We start from the raw sequence: 21043 nt of genomic DNA, 5'->3' as shown, positions 1-21043 counted from the left end.
TTGCCACCATCTAGGTTAGCAATTTTCAATTTTCAATTTTGTATCCCTAACAGAAGCCATAGGCTCTATTTTGAATTGTTGATTATGCCATTAATTAAAGTCCAAACTTCTGTATCTGCCCCAAAAAAAGCTGAAATTGAGTCAATGCTCAAAGGATTGTCAGCTAAGTTAGCTAAACATACAGGCAAACCAGAATCTTATGTGATGACAGCTTTTGAACCAGAAATACCCATGACCTTTGCGGGAACTACAGACCCAGTTTGCTATATTGAAATCAAAAGTGTTGGCACAATGAAGCCTGAACAAACTTCAGCGATGAGTCAGGATTTCTGTCAACAAATCAATCAAGTGTTGGGTGTGCCTAAAAATCGAATTTATATAGAGTTTGCAGATGCCAAAGGTGCAATGTGGGGTTGGAATGGTACAACCTTTGGTTAAGGTTGTTTCAGAAGTGGGTTGCTGTGATTTTAGGCACTTATTACAAGTCGGCGAAGCTGCCCAACGAACTGGCTCCCCTTTTGAAAGAGGAGGGGGATATAGAACGGTTTTCTACTCACAAGAGGACTTTTAAAACATCCTCTTCAGGTTTTTAAGTAAAAGCACTTTTCTAACATCTTGCACTATTTTCAATGTGGTGCAAGATGTGAAAATCCAACGGTTGCATTTTGCGCTAGAGCAACATCACAAAGAAACCAATGTATTCCCAATCCCCAATTCCCAGTTTCCAACCTTATGAGCAAGAGTAACATTTCTGGGATCTTAATTCCTGGTTATCGAATAACTGAAGTCATTCATGTTAGCACTAGAACTACTGTATACCGTGGTGAGGAAAAGAAGACTCAGACTCCCGTCATCATCAAAACCTTAAACGCACAATATCCCCAATTGCGCGAATTGATATCCTTAAAACATCAGTTCACCATTACCCAACAAATAGCACATCCCAATATTATAACCTGCTATAGTTTAGAACTATATGGTAATAGTTATGCCCTAATTTTAGAGGATATTGGCGGAATATCTCTACATCAATATGCTAAGTCACAACCATTGGACTTAGATTTGTTTTTTACTATCGCTATTCCTATTGTTAAGGCGCTAGAGTTTTTGTATCGCCATAAAATTATTCATAAAGATATCAAGCCCAAAAATATTATTATTAATCCCGAAACTAAGAACATTAAGCTGATAGATTTTAGTATTTCTTGTCTTTTACCTAAAGAAGTCGCCGAAATCAAAAACCCTAATGTATTAGAAGGGACACTTCCCTATATGTCACCAGAACAAACGGGAAGAATGAATCGCGGTATAGACTACCGGACTGACTTTTATTCTTTGGGTGTGACATTTTATGAATTACTCACAGGACAATTACCTTTTATTAGCAATAATCCTTTAGAGTTGGTGCATTGCCATCTGGCGAAAACACCTGATAATCCCAGGGAACTTAATCCCCTGATTCCTGAGATTGTTGCAGATATGATTATGAAGTTAATAGCAAAAACCCCGGAGGAAAGATATCAAACAGCCAGGGGAATTAGACATGATTTAGAAATATGTCAACAGATGTTATTAAGTCAGGTAGAGATTTGCAATTTTGACTTAGGACAGGGAGATATAGCCGACAGATTTCTAATTTCTGACAAAATTTATGGTAGAGAAATTGAGGCGTTAACTTTATTAAATGCTTTTGATAGAATCAGCAATGGCAATAAAGAATTAATGTTAGTAGCTGGGCTTTCGGGAATTGGTAAAACTGCTGTCATTAATGAAATACATAAACCTATTATCCGCCAAAAAGGTTATTTTATTTCTGGCAAATATGACCAATTTCAACGCAATATTCCTTTTTCGGCTTTATTAAAAGCATTGCATAGTTTATTACAGCAACTTTTAACCGAAAGTACAGACCAGTTACAAGAATGGAAAAGTAAGATTTTATCAGCACTAGCAGACAAAGGACAAGTCATCATTGATGTCATTCCTGAATTAGAAAATATTATTGGTAAGCAACCTTCAGTTCCAGAACTTACAGGCAGTGCTGCTCAAAATCGCTTCAATTTACTATTTGGTAAATTTATTCAAATATTTGCCACCAAAGAACATCCATTGGTAATTTTCTTAGATGATTTACAATGGGCTGATGCAGCTTCTTTGAAGTTAATACAATTATTAATCAGCGGCATAGATACTCAATATCTGTTGTTGATTGGTGCATATCGAGATAATGAAGTTTATGCTGGACATCCTTTGATGATCACCTTAGATAATATTCGTAAAGCCGATGTGATCATCAATCAAATCAACCTGCAACCCTTAGATAAATCAAACTTAAATAGGCTGATAGCAGATACTTTATGTTGTCCAGAATCTCAAGCCATATCTTTAACTGAATTATTGTTAACAAAAACCAAAGGAAACCCATTTTTTACTAATCAATTAATGAAATCCATGTATGAAGATGGGTTTATTAGTTTTAATTTTAAACTTGGTTATTGGCAGTGTGATATTTATGCAGCTAAGGCTATATATCAGAATGATGATATTGTGCAGTTTTTAGGAGCGCAAATAAAAAAATTACCAAGTGATACACAAAACATATTAAAAATAGCAGCTTGTGTAGGTAATCAATTTGATTTATATACTTTATCTATCGTCTGTGAAAAATCCCAATTAGAAATAGCATCGAATTTATGGAATGTGCTGAAACAAGGGCTGATTTTACCACAAGATGAAGGTTATAAATTTTATGCAGATAGCATTTCTTTATCTACCTATGATTTAGAAGTGAATAATTTTGAAAAGCTGACAGTTAAATATAATTTTCTCCATGACCAAGTGCAACAAGCTGCTTATTTCTTGATTCCTGATCATGAGAAACAAGCAACACACTTAAAAATTGGTCAATTAATTCTCAAAAATACTAATTCTCTGGAATTAGAAGAAAAAATATTTGAGATAGTCAACCAGATTAACATTGGTGTTGACTTAGTTACTAGTCAGTCAGAAAAATATGAACTAGCTCAACTCAATTTAATTGCAGGTCAGAAAGCTAAATTAGCTACAGCTTATGAAGCTGCTGTGAGATATTTAAAAGTGGGCTTAGAACTGTTGGCAGCAGATAGTTGGCAATATCGGTATGATTTGACTTTGAATCTTTATGTTGAAGCTGTCGAAGCAGAATTTTTAAACATCAACTTTGAGCAAGCAGAAACTTATATAAAAATAGTTAAAGAAAATGCAACTAGTCTACTCGATCAAGTGAAAGTTTATGAAGCACAAATGCAAATATATATGGCTCAAGTGCAAATTCAACTAGCCATTGAAACAGGTTTAACTATCATTAAGATATTGGGAGTTAACTTAGAAAAAGAACCACCAGTCAACTTGAATGTTGATGATTTAATAAATTTACCGATCATGACTGCTCCAGATAAAATTGCAGTAATGCGGATATTAGCTAACATGATTGCTGCTAGTTATTTTGTTGACCCGGCATTATTTACAGCCATTATTTTTACAATGATCCATTTGTCGGTTAAATATGGTAATTGTTCAAGTTCTGCTCATGGGTATGTTAATTATGGTGTATTATTGTGTGGGTTTTTCTTAGATATTGATACTGGATATCGCTATGGTGAATTGGCTTTGAGTTTATTAGATAAATTTGATGATAAAGCAATCAAATGTAAAGTATTATTGATGTGGAATGCTAATATTAATTTCTGGAAAAATCATGTTCGGGCAACAATAGATAGTTTACTAAATGGGATGGGATTTGGGATGGCAGTAGGAGATTTAGAAAATGTCGGTTATTCTTCTGCAATTTATACTATAAATCTCATGCTGAGTGGAGAAAGTTTAGGTTATATATATGAGCAACTAGAATCTTACATAATTCTCATGGAAAATTTAAACCAGCAAGGTACTATGATTCTTCATAAGGTCTGGCAACAGCTAGTTAATAATTTTCTGCAATGTCATGATGGTCGTCAAGAATTTAGTGGTTCTTGCTTTAATGAATATCTAGAATTGCCCAGTTTAATTGCCACAAAAAGTTCTACAACTTTATTTTCGCTATATTTAACAAAAACTATATTTTATTATTTTTTCAACCAAAGAAACCTAGCCCTTAATAGCTCAATTGAGGGTGCGAAATATTTAGATTTTGTGGTCGGTCAAGTAACTGTTAGCCAATATAATTTTTATTATTCACTATCGGTTTTAGCTGAATATCCTCATCAATCTATAGATACACAAAAACAATATTTAGAGACGGTTTTAGCCAATCAAGTACAGATGAAAAACTGGGCTATTTATGCACCACAAAATTTTCAGCATAAGTATGATTTAGTAGAAGCGGAGAAAGCAAGAGTCTTGGGGCATAATTGGCAAGCACTGGAACTTTATGACCAAGCAATTGCTGGAGCCAAAGAAAATAAATATATCCAAGAAGAAGCACTTACTAATGAATTAGCTGCTCAATTTTATCTAGACTGTGGTAAAGCTAAAATTGCCCAAACTTATTTAATAGATGCTTATTACTGTTATGTAAATTGGGGTGCTAAAGCTAAAGTTGAAGATTTAGAAAAATGCTATCCTCAGTTACTTGCTCCTATTCTCAAGCAAAAAGCGATAGAAAGTGAAGCACCTGCTCTGATTAGTAAGATTATATCGGATTCTAGCAATAACGGTGTATCAGCTATGTTAGATTTAGAAACTGTTACTAAAGCATCTCTAGCAATTTCTTCGGAAATTAAAATAGAAAAATTACTACATACTTTACTGGACGTAATTGTAGAAAATATAGGTGCAAAGAAGGCTGTTTTGATTCTACAGCAAGAGGGTAAATTAATTATTGTAGCACAATGTTTAGAAGAGCAGAAAAGCGGGTTGGAATTTACACTAATTAATGATAGTCAAGACCTACCATTAAGCGTTATTAACTATGTCTTTAATACCCAAAAGAATCTACTGATTAACGATGCTACTGCTGAAAAAATATTTGCTATCGATCCCTATATTATTAAATGCCAACCCAAATCTATACTTTGTAATCCTATTTTAAATCATGGTCAACTAATAGGCATTATTTATTTAGAAAATGATTTAACTGTGGGAGCGTTTACCCCTGAAAGATTGAAAATATTAAAACTATTATCTTCCCAAGCAGCTATTTCTTTAGAAAACGCCCAACTTTATGGTAAATTAGAAGAAAAAGTTGCTGATAGAACCCAGGAATTAAATGAAAAAAATTTGCACCTAGAAAAAACCCTCCGGGAATTACAATTTACACAACTGCAACTGATTCAAACAGAAAAAATGTCTAGTTTAGGACAATTAGTTGCTGGTATTGCCCATGAAATTAATAATCCTGTAAATTTTATCTATGCTAATGTTTATCATGCTCAGAACTATATTGAAGCCTTGATAAATTTGATCAATGTTTATCACCAGGAGTATCCCCAGGCTACATCTTTAATTCAGAAAAAGATTGCAGATATAGATTTATATTTTATCATCGAAGACTTACCAAAAATATTAAATTCAATGTCTGTAGGTGCAGATCGTATTCGTAAGCTTGTACTGGGTTTACGTAATTTTTCCCGTCTTGATGAATCTGAAATGAAGCCTGTAGATATCCATGAGGGTATTGAAAGTACATTAATGCTTTTACAGCCTCGGTTTAAAGAAAAGTTAGGATATTCACAAAATATACTTATTAAAGATTATGCTGAATTGCCTTTAGTTAGCTGTTATGTTTCTCAACTAAATCAGGTGTTTATGAATATTCTCAGTAATGCGATTGATGCTTTACATGAACATGAGCAGAATTTAGCCCTAGCAGAAAGAGAAGGTTATTTTAGTCAAATTAAAATTTGCACAGCTATTATCAATGATGATTGGGTAAGTGTTTCGATTAAAGATAATGGTATGGGGATGAGTTCAGAGATTAAACAAAGGATTTTTGATCCTTTTTTTACAACTAAACCCGTTGGTGAAGGCACAGGTTTAGGATTATCTATTAGTTATCAAATTGTAGTAGACAAGCATGGTGGTAAAATCGAGTGTATATCTGAACCGGGAATGGGAACAGAATTTATCATTGAAATTCCTATTAATTTGAGTCAGAAAGCCTACACAAGTTGAGATCGCAGGTGTAGGATAGAGATCCAGGATCAACTAATGGTTTTTTTATGTCTGCTACACCCCTTGTATCTCCGGTAGATTCACCAAACTCTGCAAATTCTCAACTTGTTCCCCCTCTTCTTGGTGCTTCGGTAGCTGAGTTAACTGCTTGGGTACAACAGCAGGGACAACCTGGATATCGGGGGAAGCAGCTACATAATTGGATATATGATAAGGGAGTGCGATCGCTCTCTGATATTTCTGTATTTCCGAAAAATTGGCGAGAAAACGTTACAGATATTCCTATAGGTCGTTCATCTCTACATTACCGTGCTGTTGCCCCTGATGACACTGTAAAATATCTGCTCAAATTAGCAGATGGGGAAATTATTGAAACTGTCGGTATTCCCAGTGATAAGCGTTTAACTGTCTGTGTTTCTACTCAAGTCGGTTGTCCGATGGCTTGTGATTTCTGTGCGACAGGTAAGGGAGGATATAAACGTAATCTCAGCCGTGCAGAAATTGTAGATCAGGTTTTGACTGTACAGGAAGATTTTCAACAACGGGTTAGTAATGTGGTGTTTATGGGTTTGGGTGAACCGTTGTTGAATACGGAAAATGTACTTTTGGCACTAAAATCTTTAAATCAAGATGTGGGAATAGGAGCGCGATCTCTCACTGTTTCTACTGTAGGCATCCGCGATCGCATTCGTCAACTAGCCGAACACCATTTACAAATTACTCTTGCTGTCAGTCTCCACGCACCAAACCAAGCATTAAGAGAACAACTCATCCCCAGTGCTAAACCCTACCCCATAGAAGATTTACTCGCAGAATGTCGAGAATATGTAGAAATAACAGGGCGCAGGGTTACTTTTGAATACATCCTCCTCGCTGGAGTCAACGACTTACCAGAACACGCTTTGGAACTATCAAAACGTCTGCGCGGTTTTCAAAGTCATGTCAATTTAATTCCTTACAACCCCATCGAGGAAGTAGATTATAAAAGACCAAACCGCGATAGAATACAAGCCTTCGTTAATGTTCTTCAACAACAAAACATTGCTGTTAGCGTCAGGTATTCTCGCGGTTTAGAAGCTGATGCTGCTTGTGGACAACTCCGAACAAGTAAAAGGTAATTCGTGATTCGTAAAAACTTTTACCTGTTACCTGTCACCTGTCATCTACTTTCTAGCATAAATGCCTGGTGCATAAGCCTCAATTACTTTACCAGTGCGAGTACAGGTAATCATCAGATAATCACAAGTAGGGCATTGTGTTCTTGTAACTTGACTATCAGCAATGTAGTGACGTTCAGCTGCACTGCCGCAATTTGGGCAGTGAATTTTTTGTAAGACTTGCATTTTAAAATCCCTGGATTAAATAATTTTTTGGAAAACTGTGTAACTCTAGCCTGTCAATATTTTTAGCCTGATGATGGGCTATTTTTTTTAACAAAGTTTAAGAATGAAAAAAAGTTTGTAATTCTCACTCATTATCTTAGTGTTAATATTTTTAGTCGTCACGCTTTAGATATATAAATTTACTTTAGCTGTGACTTTTGTCTCTATTCGTGGTGATCCCTGTAGTGTAATCTTTGAGATAAGCCTGTTTATCCTCATCTTTAAAAATAAGTTATATTTGTATTCAATCGTTACAAACGGAGAAAAACTGTAGTTTAAGTCACAAAAACAATTTTTTTATATTTTATTAATGTTTCTTTGAGGTTCATTATCTCATAAAGATAGAATTGATACAGCACTGCTGTGGATTTTTCATTGTGAGATGAGACACCCTGACTCATGATTCCTGATTTCTTGCACATACTTGCACATAATTTAAGCAAAACTTCCAATATGAGATATTACAGCCCTCAGCTACCTTTGCTAATCTAGTGATTAGTAATGGGTAATGAGAAATGGGTAATTAGTAATAGACATTCGTGATTATTAATTGCCCATTATTTCTTATCATTTAAATCAGGATAAAAATAATTATAAATCTCCTGCGCTAACCGTGAACAAATTCCCGTAACTTCAGTTAATTATTGTGGTCTAGCTGCACAACAGCTTATAATCAACTGAACGAAAATAAGCTATAAAGTGTAAGTAAGTGGGCGTTAAAAATTGTCGTTATGACAAGGGAACAGGGAACGGGGAACGGGGAAGAGGGTTTTGGTGAATTTACTTTTTGTTACATACTACTCTTCGAGAAGCCGCTACGCGTCTACGGTTTTTTCCCGCCGACTTACTTATATAAAACCATATTCCTCAACCCGGATGGAAATAATCATAAATTTCTTGTGCTAATCTAGGTCCAATTCCCGCAACCTCAGTTAATTGTTGTAGTGTAGCTTGACGGATATAATCAACTGAACGAAAATGAGCTAATAGTAACTTTTGCCGATGGTGTCCTAAACCGGGAATTTCATCTAAACGCGATCGCTTTAATTTATCACTTCTTTGTTGACGATGAAAACTCACAGCAAACCTGTGTGCTTCATCCCGCAACCTTCGCAATAACTGTACTCCTGGTTGTTCTGCGTTGGTTTCTAAAGGTAAAGACTCTCCAGGTAAAAAGATTTCTTCCCGTTTTTTCGCTAAACTTACAACCCGCAAGTCTGCTAACAAATTCATTTCTTGCAAAATACTAACAACGGCAGATAACTGACCTTTACCACCATCAATCATAATTAAATCAGGCCAGTCTGAATTTCCCAATCTTGCTAATTTTGGATCTTCAATATATTTTCTAAATCGTCTTTGAATAACTTCTGCTAAACTGGCAAAATCATCAGAGTGTCCGATAGTAACATGGGGATTTTTGATTTTGTAGTGACGGTAATATTGTTTCGCTGGTAAACCATCAATAAATACCACCTGAGAAGCTACCGCATTACTACCTTGAATGTGAGAAATATCATAACCTTCAATGCGGTTCGGTAAGTCTGGTAAATCGAGAATAGCAGCTAAATCTTCTAGAGAAAGTTGATTACTTGCACCCAATTTTTGCATTCTTTGTAACTCAAATTGGGCGTTACGTTCCACCATTTCTATTAATTCTGCCTTAGTTTGGCGTTGAGGCGCAATAATTGTTACTTTTCTACCTTTGTGTTGTGTCAAAATATCTGCTAAAATTTCTCCATCTGGTAACTCATGCTGTACTAAAATCTCTGTGGGAATTTCTACACTTTCCGCAGTTTGATAATGTTCCTCTAACACTCGTTGTAGAATAGCTCCAGGTTCAGCGTGAGAATTAGCAACAAAAGCCAATCTTCCTACTAACTGACCTGCACGAATTTGAAATAATTGAATATAGGCGTGTTGATCATCTGCGGCTAAAGCAATGGCATCTCGTGATACAGTATCATCAGGTAAAGATACTTTTTGCTGTGCAGTTAAAGATTTTAATCCAACAATTTGATCACGGATTTTTGCTGCTGTTTCAAAATTCAATTCTTCAGACGCAGCTTGCATTTGTGCTGTCAAAATATCAATTAGTTCCTGAGTTCTTCCTTGAAATACCATCGCTACCTTCTGCACAATTTGACGGTATTCTTCAGGAGAAACCAATTTTTGACATACACCCGGACAGCGACCAATGTCATAATTTAAGCAAGGACGGTCTTTAAATAAAGGTTGTGGTCTTTGTCTCTGGGGAAATATGCGTTTACATAGGTGCAGAATTTCCCGCAATAAACCCGCATCTGTATAGGGTCCGTAAAATTTATCTTTTTCTTTACCTAACTGACGTTTACGGGTAATAAAAATGCGCGGATATGCTTCTGACCAAGTAATGCAGAGATAGGGATATTTTTTATCATCCTTGAGTAAGACATTAAAATATGGTTGATGCTGTTTGATTAAATTTGCTTCTAGTGCTAATGCTTCTGCTTCCGTATCAGTGACGATAAATTCAATCTCTGTCACCAACTTAACCATCGTGTTGATGCGTTCCGTTTTATTGCGGTCATCACGGAAATAGGAACGGACACGCGATCGCAATTTGCGGGATTTACCTATATAGATAATGCGATCGCTCCCATCTCTCATTAAATAAACCCCCGGTTCAGCAGGAATTTCTGTTAAACGGGTTTCTAGTTTGTCTGGATTTTTAACTAGTGGTAGTGTTGACGAAGATAGTGTCACGGCTAAAGTTAGGTAATTTTACAAAAATACCCTTCTTTATTTTAAGAAATATTTTGGGGAAATTGGCTGACGGAATTGAGAACGTCAAGGTAAGACAGGGAATTAATTCCCTGTCTTATAGCTAAAGTCGGTTTTAACCGACTATTTTTTCATTGAAAATATTGAAATTTCAGTCTTACGCAGAAACTTTTTTCAGCTTGCGTTGTGCAGTTACAATACCAGCAACACCAAATAAACCCAGCATTACAGAAGGTTCGGGGACTGTTTGATGATCACCTTGAATGGTAACTTCGTAATTACCATTGTGGGAGTTAGTAGTATCGTTAGAATTTAAACCGGAATTGGTAGCCGTGAAACCGTAGAGATAGTCAGTAACTCCATTATAGGTGTATTTGACAACTTCACTGGCTTGGAATCCATTAGGTAGAAAGCTTGCAAATGGAGCAAATGGTGAGCCAGACTGAGAGTAAGCGGCTTTCAAATCAAAGTGACCTGCTAAACCTATTTTAATCAAGCCAGTCGTGTCATCTTGGTTAACGTAGGAGATATTAGGGTCGCTAGTACGTTCAAATCCTCCCAATCCCCGAAATTGAAGGTACATTCCTGCTGCTTGGGTAGTACCAACAGATAATCCATATCCAGCCCTGGTGATAAATTCATTAAACCATCTATTAGCCAGGTTATTTGCGCCATAGGCTGTACTTGTGATATTTGGTGCAGTGCTAAACCAGTCTGCAAATGTTAAACTGCTCAAGGTAATATCTTTACCACCGATTTGTCCTGACAATGTTGTGTTTTTGCCGAACTCGATAGCGTTAAAACTTGCCGCTTCAGTGCTGCCTCTTAACTCAATGTTACCAGTAGGGCTTCCAGCATCACCAGTTAAAGATGCTGCAACATTTCCCAGAGTATTAGGTACAACAAATGTGTTAGTACCATCCGATCCATAAACTAAATAATCATTTGCGGCTGTTCCACCGATAGTTGCACCAGTGAGGGTTCCTGCTTGTGCTGGGTTAGCTGCAACTGCACCTAAACTAATAGCCATTGAAGCACCGATTACAATCTTCCCAAAAGTGTTTTTCATTTTTTTTAGAGTCGAGTTTAATACTGTTTCTATGTTTTAGCCGAGTTAACCAAATATATATATTGGTCGTTTGGTGATAGGGTTACGGGAAAGCCAGACCGCTATTCCCTGTTTAGTAATTCAACACATAAATATACTATACAAGTATAGAGGCGATATTTACATAAAGTTACTGTGTTTTTTGAATAGAAAAATAAGGGATTATGGCGTAATTGCCTACGTCTAATTACGTAGGCAATACAAGCCCTAGTTAACAATTAATTATTTACAGCATATTGCAGGTACATGAGGTCAAAAATTTAATTTGATATCACAAAGCTATGGCACACTCATACTTTTACTCCTTTACAGACTTTCCGCCGGAACGTCTCTACTGACTCCTGACTCCTGACTCCTGAATTCTGCTGTAATTAATAAACTCAGCAATTCTCTCTACCGCAGTTTCTAACACATCTGGTTCTTGCACCAAAGCAAAACGCACATAACCTTCACCAGCTTGACCAAAACCAGCACCAGGGGAAGCAGCAACACCAGTTTGTTTAACTAGCTCCGTACAGAATTTAATAGAATTATTACACCATGGCTCAGGCAATTTTGCCCAAATATACATTGTCGCTTCCGGTGTGGGGACGTTCCAACCAATGCGATGTAGGGCATTAATGAAAGCGTCACGACGTTGGCGGAAGGTATCAACAGCGACTTTTACACCATCTTGATTTCCTGTCAGTGCCGCGATCGCCCCGTTCAAAATTCCCAAATACTGATTAAAGTCAACCGCTGCTTTTACCTGCCTTAAAGCTTGAATTAATCGGGCATTACCGATGGCATAACCAATGCGGAAACCACCCATATTGTAAGACTTGGACAGGGTGAAAAATTCAATAGAAACGCTTTTTTCTGGGTCAGCTTGCAAAATTGAGGGAACCAAGGATTTTGGATTAAAAGTTTCTTCCTCGGTAAAAACTAAATCCACGTAAGGGAAATCATGGACTAAAACAATGTTGTGCTTTTGACAAAAAGCTACAGCTTCTTGGAAAAAGCATAAAGGAGCGATCGCACTGGTAGGATTATGGGGATAGCTTAACACCATCATCCGTGACTGAGCTAAAACTGAAGCGGGAATATCAGTCAACACTGGTAAAAAATTATTTTCTGCCTTTAAGGGCATTGTGTAAATTTGCCCACTAGCTAAATAAACTCCTCCGACATGAGAAGGATAACCAGGGTCTAATAATAAGGCAAAATCACCAGGATTGAGAATTGCTAACGGTAAATGAGCCGTTCCTTCTTGAGAACCAATCAGAGGTAAAACTTCAGTTTCGGGGTCAACTTTAATACCGAATTTTTGCTCATACCATTGAGCCGCAGCTTGACGAAATGTTTGAGTTCCGCGAAACAGCAAATAACCGTGAGTGCTGGGGTCATAGAGAGATTTAGCGATCGCATCAATCACATGATTCTCTGCTGGTAAATCAGAAGACCCCAGAGACAAATCAATTAATTCTCGTCCCGCAGCTACAGCCACAGCCTTAGCCCGGTCCATATCAGCAAATACATTAGATTGTAGGGGTTGTAAACGCTTTGCAAATTGCATTTTAGTCATTAGTCATTGGTCATTAGTCATTGGTCATCAGTTATCAGTCTGATAGTACGGGTTTAGCAATGCTAAACCCCTACAAGTGACCATCGACTAATTACTATTTAAATGCTGATCCAAGAGGCTGAGTAATTTATCTTTGCTGATAACTCCCTCAGTTGATTCTAAAAGTTGGTTTTTTTTAATTAACCTCAGTGCGGGGACACCTTCCACCTGATACTGCTTTACAGTTAGGGGGTTAGGGTCAATTTCCATTTTGACAATTTTCAGGCGATCGCTGTATTTACTAGCAGCTAGATTAATCATTGGCGACATCAATTGACAAGGACCACACCAGGAAGCCCAAAAGTAAACTAATACAGGCTGCTCGGCTTTTAAAACTTCAGTTTCAAAATCAGCATCAGTGATAGTGATTACACCCTTACTCATTAAAGTCTCCATTAGGTGGCATCGTTCCAAGTTGACACAGAGATTACTCTATCTTAATTTGAGGGTCAGTTCTCAGGGAATAGGTACAACTGACAACTGACTAATGAAGCAAAATCCCACTACCAAGAGGTGTGGGATTCTCTCAAGTATGTTGTCTGCAAAAGTTACATTTGATCTAATTGTCTTTTGAGAGCTTCCAAGTCAGAATCTACAGGTTCAGCAGGTTTAGCAGTAGTGGTTTGTTGTTCTGGGAGTAATTGCGGTTGATTGGCAGGAGTTGCAGGTGGTAGCATACTTGCTTTCAAAGCTGCCAATTCATCATCTACATCGCTGCCAGATTCCAATTGGGCAAATTGGCTTTCCAAATCTGCACCTACTAATTCTGCGGTAGACTGAGCGCGGGCTTCTTGCATCAATACCTTTTCTTCCATCCGCTCAAAAGCAGCCATTGCACTACTGGTATTCATACCACGCGCCATTGATCCAATTTGCTCTTGGGCTTTAGCCGCAGTAATCCGCGCTTTGAGCATTTCTTTCTTGGTTTTGGCTTCAGAAATTTTGCTCTCTAGCTGGATTAAATTCTTCTTGATGCCATCTACCTGAACATTTTGCTGATCCAGGCTAATTTTCAGGGCTGTAGAGGTATCTGTAAAACTTTTCTTGCGCTCCAATGCTTGACGTGCCAGGTTTTCATCACCCTTTTGCAGAGCTAGTTGGGCGTTACGTTGCCATTTATTAACTTCATTTACAGCATCATTGTACTGTTTCTCAGTGCGTTTCTGGGCGGCGATCGCTTGAGCCACCCCCTGACGTAGCTGTACCAAGTCTTCCTGCATCTCCAGGATGGCTTGTTCCAGCATTTTTTCTGGATCTTCAGCTTTGTTGATCAAATCGTTAACATTAGCACCAACTACTCTTTTAATGCGATCAAATAATCCCATAACTTTGTTTTTCCTTTCTTGGTTTACGCGCTTGGTTAGACAGTGAGCTTTTTTACTGTTTAAGAGCTACCTATTTCAATTTAATCTTCTCAGTCTGGAATGGTATCCTCTCTCCATTCTGAATCATCACTCTATAATTGAGCTACCTTAACTCATCACATTTAACACTCTGGAGTTTTAGGCTTTGTGGGTACTTGCCGTTCTGAGAGTGTATTCTGTGGCGGGGTGTTATTTACCTGATCTAACATTTGGGTTTTCATTGCTGCTAGTTCAGCATCCATATCATTAATAGAATTCAACTTAGCAAATCTTGTTTCCAGATTGTCACCACCCAGTTGACTAATGGCTGCTGATTGAGCTTCTATCTGTAATACTTTATCTTCCATTCGTTCTAATGCGCCCAGACTGGATGTAGGAGAAATTCCCCCCAGCATTTCCTGAAGTTTAGAGGATGCCTCAGCAGAACGAGCGCGAGCAATGTACATATCTTTTTTGGTCTTCACCTCAGCGGTTTTTAGCTCCAAACGACCCATGTCCTGTTTTAGCTTCTCTACCACCTGTTTTTGCTGCTCTATTTGCTCAAACAGGGCTGTAGCAGTTTGTTGATACCCTTGACGTTTGGTGAGAGCTTCCCGTGCTAAGACTTCGTTACCTTGTTGCAGAGCCAGTTGAGCGCGACGATACCACTCCTGGGCTTGGGACTCGGCAGCGAGTGCTTGACGTTCAGTACGTTTTTGGGTAGCGATCGCACAAGCAACCCCCTGCCGCAACTGCACCAAATTTGACTGCATCTCCAAAAAAGTTTGCTCCAAAATTTTTTCTGGATCTTCGACACCGTTCACCAAACCATTGACGTTAGCACGAATCACCCGCAGAATGCGCTTCATCACTTCCATACTAGGCTATGCTCCATTCACTTTTTACCAGCCAGCAAATTTGGGATTCTTTCAATTATGAATCATGAATTATGAATTATGAATTAACCCATCATGGTTGCCGTACACGGGCTTTAATGCCTTTTGCCTGTAGCTGCTGCAACTTTTGATTTACTTCCTCTTTAGTCTTCAACGCACCAAGATAAATATACTTTTGTCCCTCTGATAAATAAGCATCAGGAACAACTTGCCGCGCCGCTGCTAAAACACCATCGCCTTGATTATCAGCCACTAAATAATAGTACCCATCGGCTGATGGTTTGATTTCTGCATTTAGTCCTGGTAAGGTTTTCTGCGACTTTGGTATCGTTGAAACATTAGGAAGTAAAGTTGGCAGAACTACTGGATTTATTGGTGTTTCGATGGCTATGGGTTTGGGAATAGCTGTCGGGGTTGGCTTGACTTTAGGTTTTAAACCCACCACATCATTAGGATCTCTAACCTGTGGAAACTCGCGAGCAGCTAAGTTAGGATATTTGGGGATAGGCGTGATTTCTGGTTGGGCTATAGGTGAAGGATTACTCTCAGCGATTCCAGAATTTTCCTTAGTTGTTGAGGAACTACGGTTAAATAATTTGCCTAAATCCAACTGTGGCAAAGTTTGGGGATTAAATACTACATAGCCTAAAGTCAGACTCGCCAATAGTAGCAGCAGTATAGAACCAATACCCAAAGGTGACAGCAGAGTGTCGCTGGAATTACCTGATTTCTTGGTTTGTGGTTGTTCTTCTTGGAGACTTCGCAGCAGTGCTTCACTCGATTCTAAATAATCATCTGGGTGTTTGGGAATTTCATCTGCTGGGACGAGAGTTTTAGTTTCAGCAGCCCTGGGTTTTGTGGTTACTATACTACTGATGGACTTGGGGGGTGGTGGTGGGGTTTGTGTTTTGGTAGACTGTTGGGCAGAAGACAGTTGCAAAGGATTTATTTCTTCCTGTTTTTCTACTATTTCTAAGGCTGGATTTTCTGGAGGAATGGAGTTAATGTTAACTTCTGCCACCGCTGGCTGAGTTTTTCCCAATGTCCCAGTCATACTCTGTAACTTTTGGGGTGGATTAGGAATGTAACTTTGTACACTAACTTTTTTTTGTTGCCTCACTCCATTGCGTGCGCGTCGGTATCGAGTTAACTCTTGATCTAGCTGCACTTCCAAATTTCCTAGTGCTGTGGCTAGTGCTGGCTTTAGTCCAGAGATTTTAGAAGACTGAGTACCAGAATCGATGATGGGATTTTGACTCATTGCCACAATGCCTTAAACGTGATACTGCTGAATGAATTTTATTACCTTGTATTATAAGTTCCAGATCCCAGCTAAATTTTTGCTTTATTGGAAAAGATGTCATTTAAATCAGTTAATGATATTTTAGGAATTCTCAAATTGGAAGCCATAAGGCAGGAACAACCTTTTCAACGCCTGCTTAACTGTTGGGGAGAAGTTGTTGGGGCTAAGGTGTCCGCACAAACTCGCCCGTTGTCGATTCAGCGTGATGTTTTGTGGGTAGCAACTTCTAGTGCAGCTTGGGCGCAAAATTTGACTTTTGGACGTAAAGCCCTACTTTTAAAGTTAAATCAAAAGCTACCTACGCCTTTGATAGATATTCGGTTTTCCACTGCCCAATGGAAGCAAACAGCATTACCAGACAACCAGCAACCAACTCTCTCACCCCAAGAACACCCCAGTTACTTGGGTGAGGATATATCTAACTCTGAAGTTAAACCCACTACCGAGAATGCGAAAACGGCTTTTGAAGATTGGGTGAGAACTAGACAAAAGCGATCGCACAACTTGCCCCTTTGTCCCCAGTGTCAATCTCCCTCCCCACCCGGTGAACTCCAACGCTGGGGTGTTTGTTCTCCCTGTGCAACTTTCATAATTCGTAATTCGTAATAGTGCCTCCGGCAGGCTACGCCAACGTAATTTGTAATTTTCTCCCCTGCTCCCCTGCTCTCTGCCCATGTAACTTGTTACCATAAACAGTAACTTCGGGTATGTAAAGAATGAGTTGTAAACATTGAGTAAATCTAAAACTAGATGCTTAACCTTGATCCCCAATACGTTTTAGGCAAAAACAAGTATGTAGTTACTCTAGGAATCATTTACATATATAACAGAATTATAAAGACATCATAAAAATTTTTTTAATAAAAAATAGCTAGAACCCTGATAAGATAATAACTTTTTGGCTTTTATACCTATTTTGTCATAGAAGCAAAATATAAGTGTGATAAGTAGCCCTAAATCGCACTCAAGATGAACGCTCATGAAACCAATTAACCCTGTAACATCTGCCTGTAGATACTGCCGTCATTACCAACCAGAGGGTCGTCGTGGTGGTATGTGTAAACAGTTGAGCGCACCAGTACAAGCGGGTTGGAAAGCTTGCTCTTTAGCGATCCCTGCCTTTGCACCTTCATGGGAATCTTTAGAAGATGCTTGGAGTTTACCAGTAGCAAAACCAATTTTACCTGTTGCTGCTACCTTAAATTCCGATTTAGATAATCTCACACTTACGCCAGTTGAAGAAATATCGGCCTCCTCATTACCAGAGATAAAAACCAAAGCCTTAGTTATTTAACTGCCTGTTATTACTTTAATAAGTTTTTTTTTCCGCGTTAAGACCACTAAACATAAAATTTGCCTTTAAAATTTGTTGGTGCTGTAAGTTTGAAGATATGACAAACATCGCACCTTTAGTCAAGGTGCGCTTTTGAGGATAGTTAAGGCAACCAGGGAAAGTCCCGAAAATTCGGGGGACGTTTTTCTAGAAATGCTTGTTTGCCTTCAGAACCTTCTTCTGTCATGTAGTAGAGTAGGGTGGCGTTGCCAGCAAGTTCTTGTAAACCTGCTTGTCCATCACAGTCAGCGTTAAATGCAGCCTTTAAACAACGTATTGCAATAGGACTTTTTTCTAATATTTCTTGCGCCCATTTTATCCCCTCGGCTTCCAGTTCTTCCACAGGAACTACCGTATTAACTAATCCCATTTCTAAAGCTTGTTGGGCATTATATTGACGACAGAGAAACCAAATTTCTCGCGCTTTTTTTTGTCCGACTATCCGCGCTAGGTAACTTGCGCCAAAACCACCGTCAAAACTGCCAACTTTAGGGCCTGTTTGTCCAAAAATGGCGTTATCCGCAGCTATAGTTAGGTCACAAATTAAATGTAAAACATGACCTCCACCAATAGCGTAACCAGCTACCAAGGCAATTACTACCTTGGGCATAGAACGAATCAGACGTTGCAAGTCTAAAACATTCAAGCGAGGTATACCAGCATCATCAACATATCCAGCTTGTCCGCGTACACTTTGATCACCTCCCGAACAAAAAGCATATTTACCATCTGTGTGGGGTCCTGCACCCGTAAACAGCACTACACCAATATTTGTATCTTCACGGGCATTACAAAAAGCTTCATATAACTCAAAGACAGTTTTCGGGCGGAATGCGTTGCGTTTATGGGGACGGTTGATGGTGATTTTAGCGATACCGTCGATTTTTTGATACAGAATATCTTCGTAAGATTTAACAGTTTTCCAGTCAGTTAGCATAGGGATGAAAGGGCTGTAGTGCTTGAAAATTTTATCAGGGATTGGGGACTGGGGATTGGGGACTGGGAATTGGGAATAATTAATTTTTATCCTGACTCGGTGACTTCTGCTATATGTGATGATTATCTGATTCTGAAGCTGTAAAAATCAAATAGGAGTCTTAAATGTCTTACAGTGATTTTACTTTAGAAACTGTCAAAAAAAACCTGCATCTCAATATTTTTGCGAGAGATAATATTTTTGCTGATGTTGAACCATTACTAGTTAGTGATTATTTACAGGAAACTTTAGCTTATAATGTTCCTTTTGCTTTGGCTAGTAATACAGAAAAATCTCGTTCTGAGATGATTATTACACCAATTTTATTAGAGTTAACCAAAAAGAAATCTCAAGAGATTAGTTTATTTTCTGGTGTAGAATTTAATATTGATCCTAGTCAGGGTTTAAGCGGAAATTGCGATTTTATTATTACTCGTTCTCCTGAGTTTTTATTGATTAACGCACCTGTAATTTTCATTGTTGAAGCCAAGAAGGAAAATATTAAAGGTGGTTTAGGGCAATGTATAGCGGAAATGTATGCCGCTAAGTTATTTAATGAACGAGAAGAAAATGAAATTACAGAAATTTATGGTGTAGTGACTACTGGGGAAATTTGGAAATTTTTAAAGTTATCGGGTGAACGGGTGCAGGTTGATTTAGCTGAGTATTTTTTAAATGATGTCCCTAAAATTATGGGAATTTTGACTAATGCTGTAAAATAAAATTTAAGTAAATTGCGTAGGCTGGGAAGCCTAGCTGTAGAAGGGTTTCCCAGATTGAAGCGAATAGTGCGATACGGAGAAATGACAACTTGAGAGATGTTTTGGGTAAGCCCTAACTCATGATAAATGACTAATGAGTCATAACAAAACCTTAAAATATGCCAGTTAAATCGGCTTTATGTCTTTTGTAACTGTAAGAATCAGCTAAGTCAGATTAGAATTAACCCGGCCAATTATCCTTGGTTGCATCTCTACAAACAGCAGGAGGTTAAATTTTGGCGAAGTTGAAAGTTGGTATCAATGGATTTGGTCGTATCGGCAGACTTGTACTGCGGGCAGGCATTAATAACCCTAACATAGAGTTTGTGGGTATTAATGACCTAGTACCACCCGATAATCTTGCTTATCTTTTAAAGTACGACTCTACACACGGTAGGTTAAAAGGTAAGGTAGAAGCTAGAGAAGATGGCATGGTGATTGATGGTCATTTTATCCCTTGTGTGTCGGTAAGAAATCCGGTGGAATTACCTTGGGGTAAACTGGGTGTAGATTATGTTGTTGAATCTACGGGACTTTTCACTGACTATGCAGGGGCAGAAAATCATCTAAAAGCAGGTGCAAAGCGAGTTGTGATTTCTGCACCTACCAAAGAACCAGACAAGGTTAAAACAATGGTGATGGGTGTAAATCATCACTTGTTTGATCCAGCAAAGGATTTAATTGTTTCCAATGCTAGTTGCACTACAAATTGTTTAGCCCCGATTGCTAAAGTTATCAATGACAACTTTGGTTTAACCGAAGGGTTGATGACTACAGTTCACGCGATGACAGCTACCCAACCCACGGTAGATGGCCCAAGTAAAAAAGACTGGCGCGGTGGACGAGGTGCGGCTCAAAATATTATTCCTTCTTCCACAGGTGCGGCTAAAGCTGTGGCTTTGGTGTTACCGGAGTTGAAAGGTAAGTTAACTGGTATGGCTTTCCGTGTGCCTACACCTGATGTCTCTGTGGTTGACTTGACTTTCAAAACTGCCAAAGCTACCAGTTACAAAGAAATTTGTGCAGCAATGAAAAAAGCTGCTGAGGGTGAGTTAGCGGGCATTTTGGGTTACACCGATCAAGAAGTGGTATCTACTGATTTTCAAGGTGATGCCCACTCTAGCATTTTCGACGCTGGTGCAGGAATTGAATTAAACTCCAATTTCTTTAAGGTTGTCTCTTGGTATGACAACGAGTGGGGTTATTCCAACCGTGTTATTGATTTGATGTTGTCAATGGCACAGAAATAGGGAACAGGTAGGGGAGCAGGGGAGCAGAGGAGCAGAGGAGCAGGGGAGCAGAGGAGCAGGGGAGCAGAGGAGCAGAGGAGCAGGGGAGCAGAGGAGCAGAGGAGCAGGGGAGCAGGGGAGCAGGGGAGCAGGGGAGCAGGGGAGCATAATTTTCTATCTATTCCCCAGTCCCCAG

General features: G+C 38.6%; 16 protein-coding genes. 7 read left to right on the top strand and 9 right to left on the bottom strand.

Going from position 1 to position 21043, the window contains the following annotated elements; genetic code table 11:
• Positions 1-84: 84 nt before the first annotated feature.
• The 3 genes from H6G06_RS22780 (at position 85) to rlmN (ending at position 7268) form a co-directional block, all read left to right on the top strand.
• Positions 85-438 carry a phenylpyruvate tautomerase MIF-related protein gene (locus H6G06_RS22780; RefSeq protein WP_190564347.1) on the top strand — a complete coding sequence of 118 codons (354 nt, stop codon included), beginning with the start codon at positions 85-87 and terminating at the stop codon, positions 436-438.
• A gap of 294 nt (positions 439-732) precedes the next feature.
• Positions 733-6150, top strand: coding sequence for a trifunctional serine/threonine-protein kinase/ATP-binding protein/sensor histidine kinase (locus tag H6G06_RS22775; RefSeq protein WP_190564346.1), 5418 nt, complete (start codon positions 733-735; stop codon positions 6148-6150).
• A 47-nt stretch (positions 6151-6197) separates the two neighbouring features.
• Positions 6198-7268 (top strand): dual-specificity RNA methyltransferase RlmN, encoded by a 1071-nt coding sequence (gene rlmN / locus H6G06_RS22770; protein WP_190564345.1) that lies wholly within the window; start codon positions 6198-6200, stop codon positions 7266-7268.
• Between the two features lie 45 nt (positions 7269-7313).
• Here rlmN and H6G06_RS22765 read toward each other — a convergent pair whose 3' ends face one another.
• The 8 genes from H6G06_RS22765 to H6G06_RS22730 form a co-directional block, all read right to left on the bottom strand.
• A complete protein-coding gene (locus tag H6G06_RS22765; protein WP_190564344.1) occupies positions 7314-7493 on the bottom strand; it encodes a replication restart DNA helicase PriA in 180 nt (59 codons plus the stop codon).
• 906 nt (positions 7494-8399) lie between these two features.
• Positions 8400-10277, bottom strand: a complete 1878-nt coding sequence (gene uvrC / locus H6G06_RS22760) for an excinuclease ABC subunit UvrC (protein WP_190564343.1) — start codon at positions 10275-10277, stop codon at positions 8400-8402.
• Between the two features lie 175 nt (positions 10278-10452).
• On the bottom strand, positions 10453-11364 hold the full coding sequence (locus tag H6G06_RS22755; RefSeq protein ID WP_190564342.1) for an NF038130 family PEP-CTERM protein: 912 nt from the start codon (positions 11362-11364) through the stop codon (positions 10453-10455).
• A gap of 370 nt (positions 11365-11734) precedes the next feature.
• The gene (locus H6G06_RS22750; protein ID WP_190564341.1) at positions 11735-12967 is read right to left on the bottom strand and encodes an LL-diaminopimelate aminotransferase; all 1233 of its coding nucleotides are present in this window, start codon (positions 12965-12967) and stop codon (positions 11735-11737) included.
• Positions 12968-13054: 87 nt separating this feature from the next.
• Positions 13055-13390 carry a thioredoxin family protein gene (locus tag H6G06_RS22745; RefSeq protein WP_190564340.1) on the bottom strand — a complete coding sequence of 112 codons (336 nt, stop codon included), beginning with the start codon at positions 13388-13390 and terminating at the stop codon, positions 13055-13057.
• Between the two features lie 164 nt (positions 13391-13554).
• Entirely contained in the window at positions 13555-14331 is a 777-nt protein-coding gene (locus tag H6G06_RS22740) for a PspA/IM30 family protein (RefSeq protein WP_190564339.1), read from the bottom strand.
• Between the two features lie 161 nt (positions 14332-14492).
• Positions 14493-15227, bottom strand: coding sequence for a PspA/IM30 family protein (locus H6G06_RS22735; protein WP_190564338.1), 735 nt, complete (start codon positions 15225-15227; stop codon positions 14493-14495).
• 91 nt (positions 15228-15318) lie between these two features.
• On the bottom strand, positions 15319-16506 hold the full coding sequence (locus H6G06_RS22730) for a hypothetical protein (protein ID WP_190564337.1): 1188 nt from the start codon (positions 16504-16506) through the stop codon (positions 15319-15321).
• 96 nt (positions 16507-16602) lie between these two features.
• Between H6G06_RS22730 and H6G06_RS22725 the strand changes: the two genes are divergently transcribed.
• Both H6G06_RS22725 and H6G06_RS22720 read left to right on the top strand, forming a co-directional pair.
• Entirely contained in the window at positions 16603-17154 is a 552-nt protein-coding gene (locus H6G06_RS22725) for a DciA family protein (protein WP_190564336.1), read from the top strand.
• Between the two features lie 373 nt (positions 17155-17527).
• Entirely contained in the window at positions 17528-17842 is a 315-nt protein-coding gene (locus tag H6G06_RS22720) for a hypothetical protein (protein ID WP_190564335.1), read from the top strand.
• Positions 17843-17984: 142 nt separating this feature from the next.
• Here H6G06_RS22720 and menB read toward each other — a convergent pair whose 3' ends face one another.
• Positions 17985-18818, bottom strand: coding sequence for a 1,4-dihydroxy-2-naphthoyl-CoA synthase (gene menB, locus H6G06_RS22715; protein WP_190564334.1), 834 nt, complete (start codon positions 18816-18818; stop codon positions 17985-17987).
• Positions 18819-18982: 164 nt separating this feature from the next.
• On the opposite strand from menB, the gene H6G06_RS22710 reads away from it, so the two are divergent.
• Positions 18983-19579 (top strand): hypothetical protein, encoded by a 597-nt coding sequence (locus tag H6G06_RS22710; protein ID WP_190564333.1) that lies wholly within the window; start codon positions 18983-18985, stop codon positions 19577-19579.
• A 275-nt stretch (positions 19580-19854) separates the two neighbouring features.
• A complete protein-coding gene (gene gap, locus H6G06_RS22705) occupies positions 19855-20868 on the top strand; it encodes a type I glyceraldehyde-3-phosphate dehydrogenase (protein ID WP_190564332.1) in 1014 nt (337 codons plus the stop codon).
• Positions 20869-21043 lie beyond the last annotated feature (175 nt).

The organism is Anabaena sphaerica FACHB-251, assembly GCF_014696825.1.
In the GTDB taxonomy this organism is placed as follows: domain Bacteria; phylum Cyanobacteriota; class Cyanobacteriia; order Cyanobacteriales; family Nostocaceae; genus RDYJ01.
Note: the sequence above shows the minus strand (reverse complement) of the source record. Positions and strands in the feature narration are given on the sequence as shown.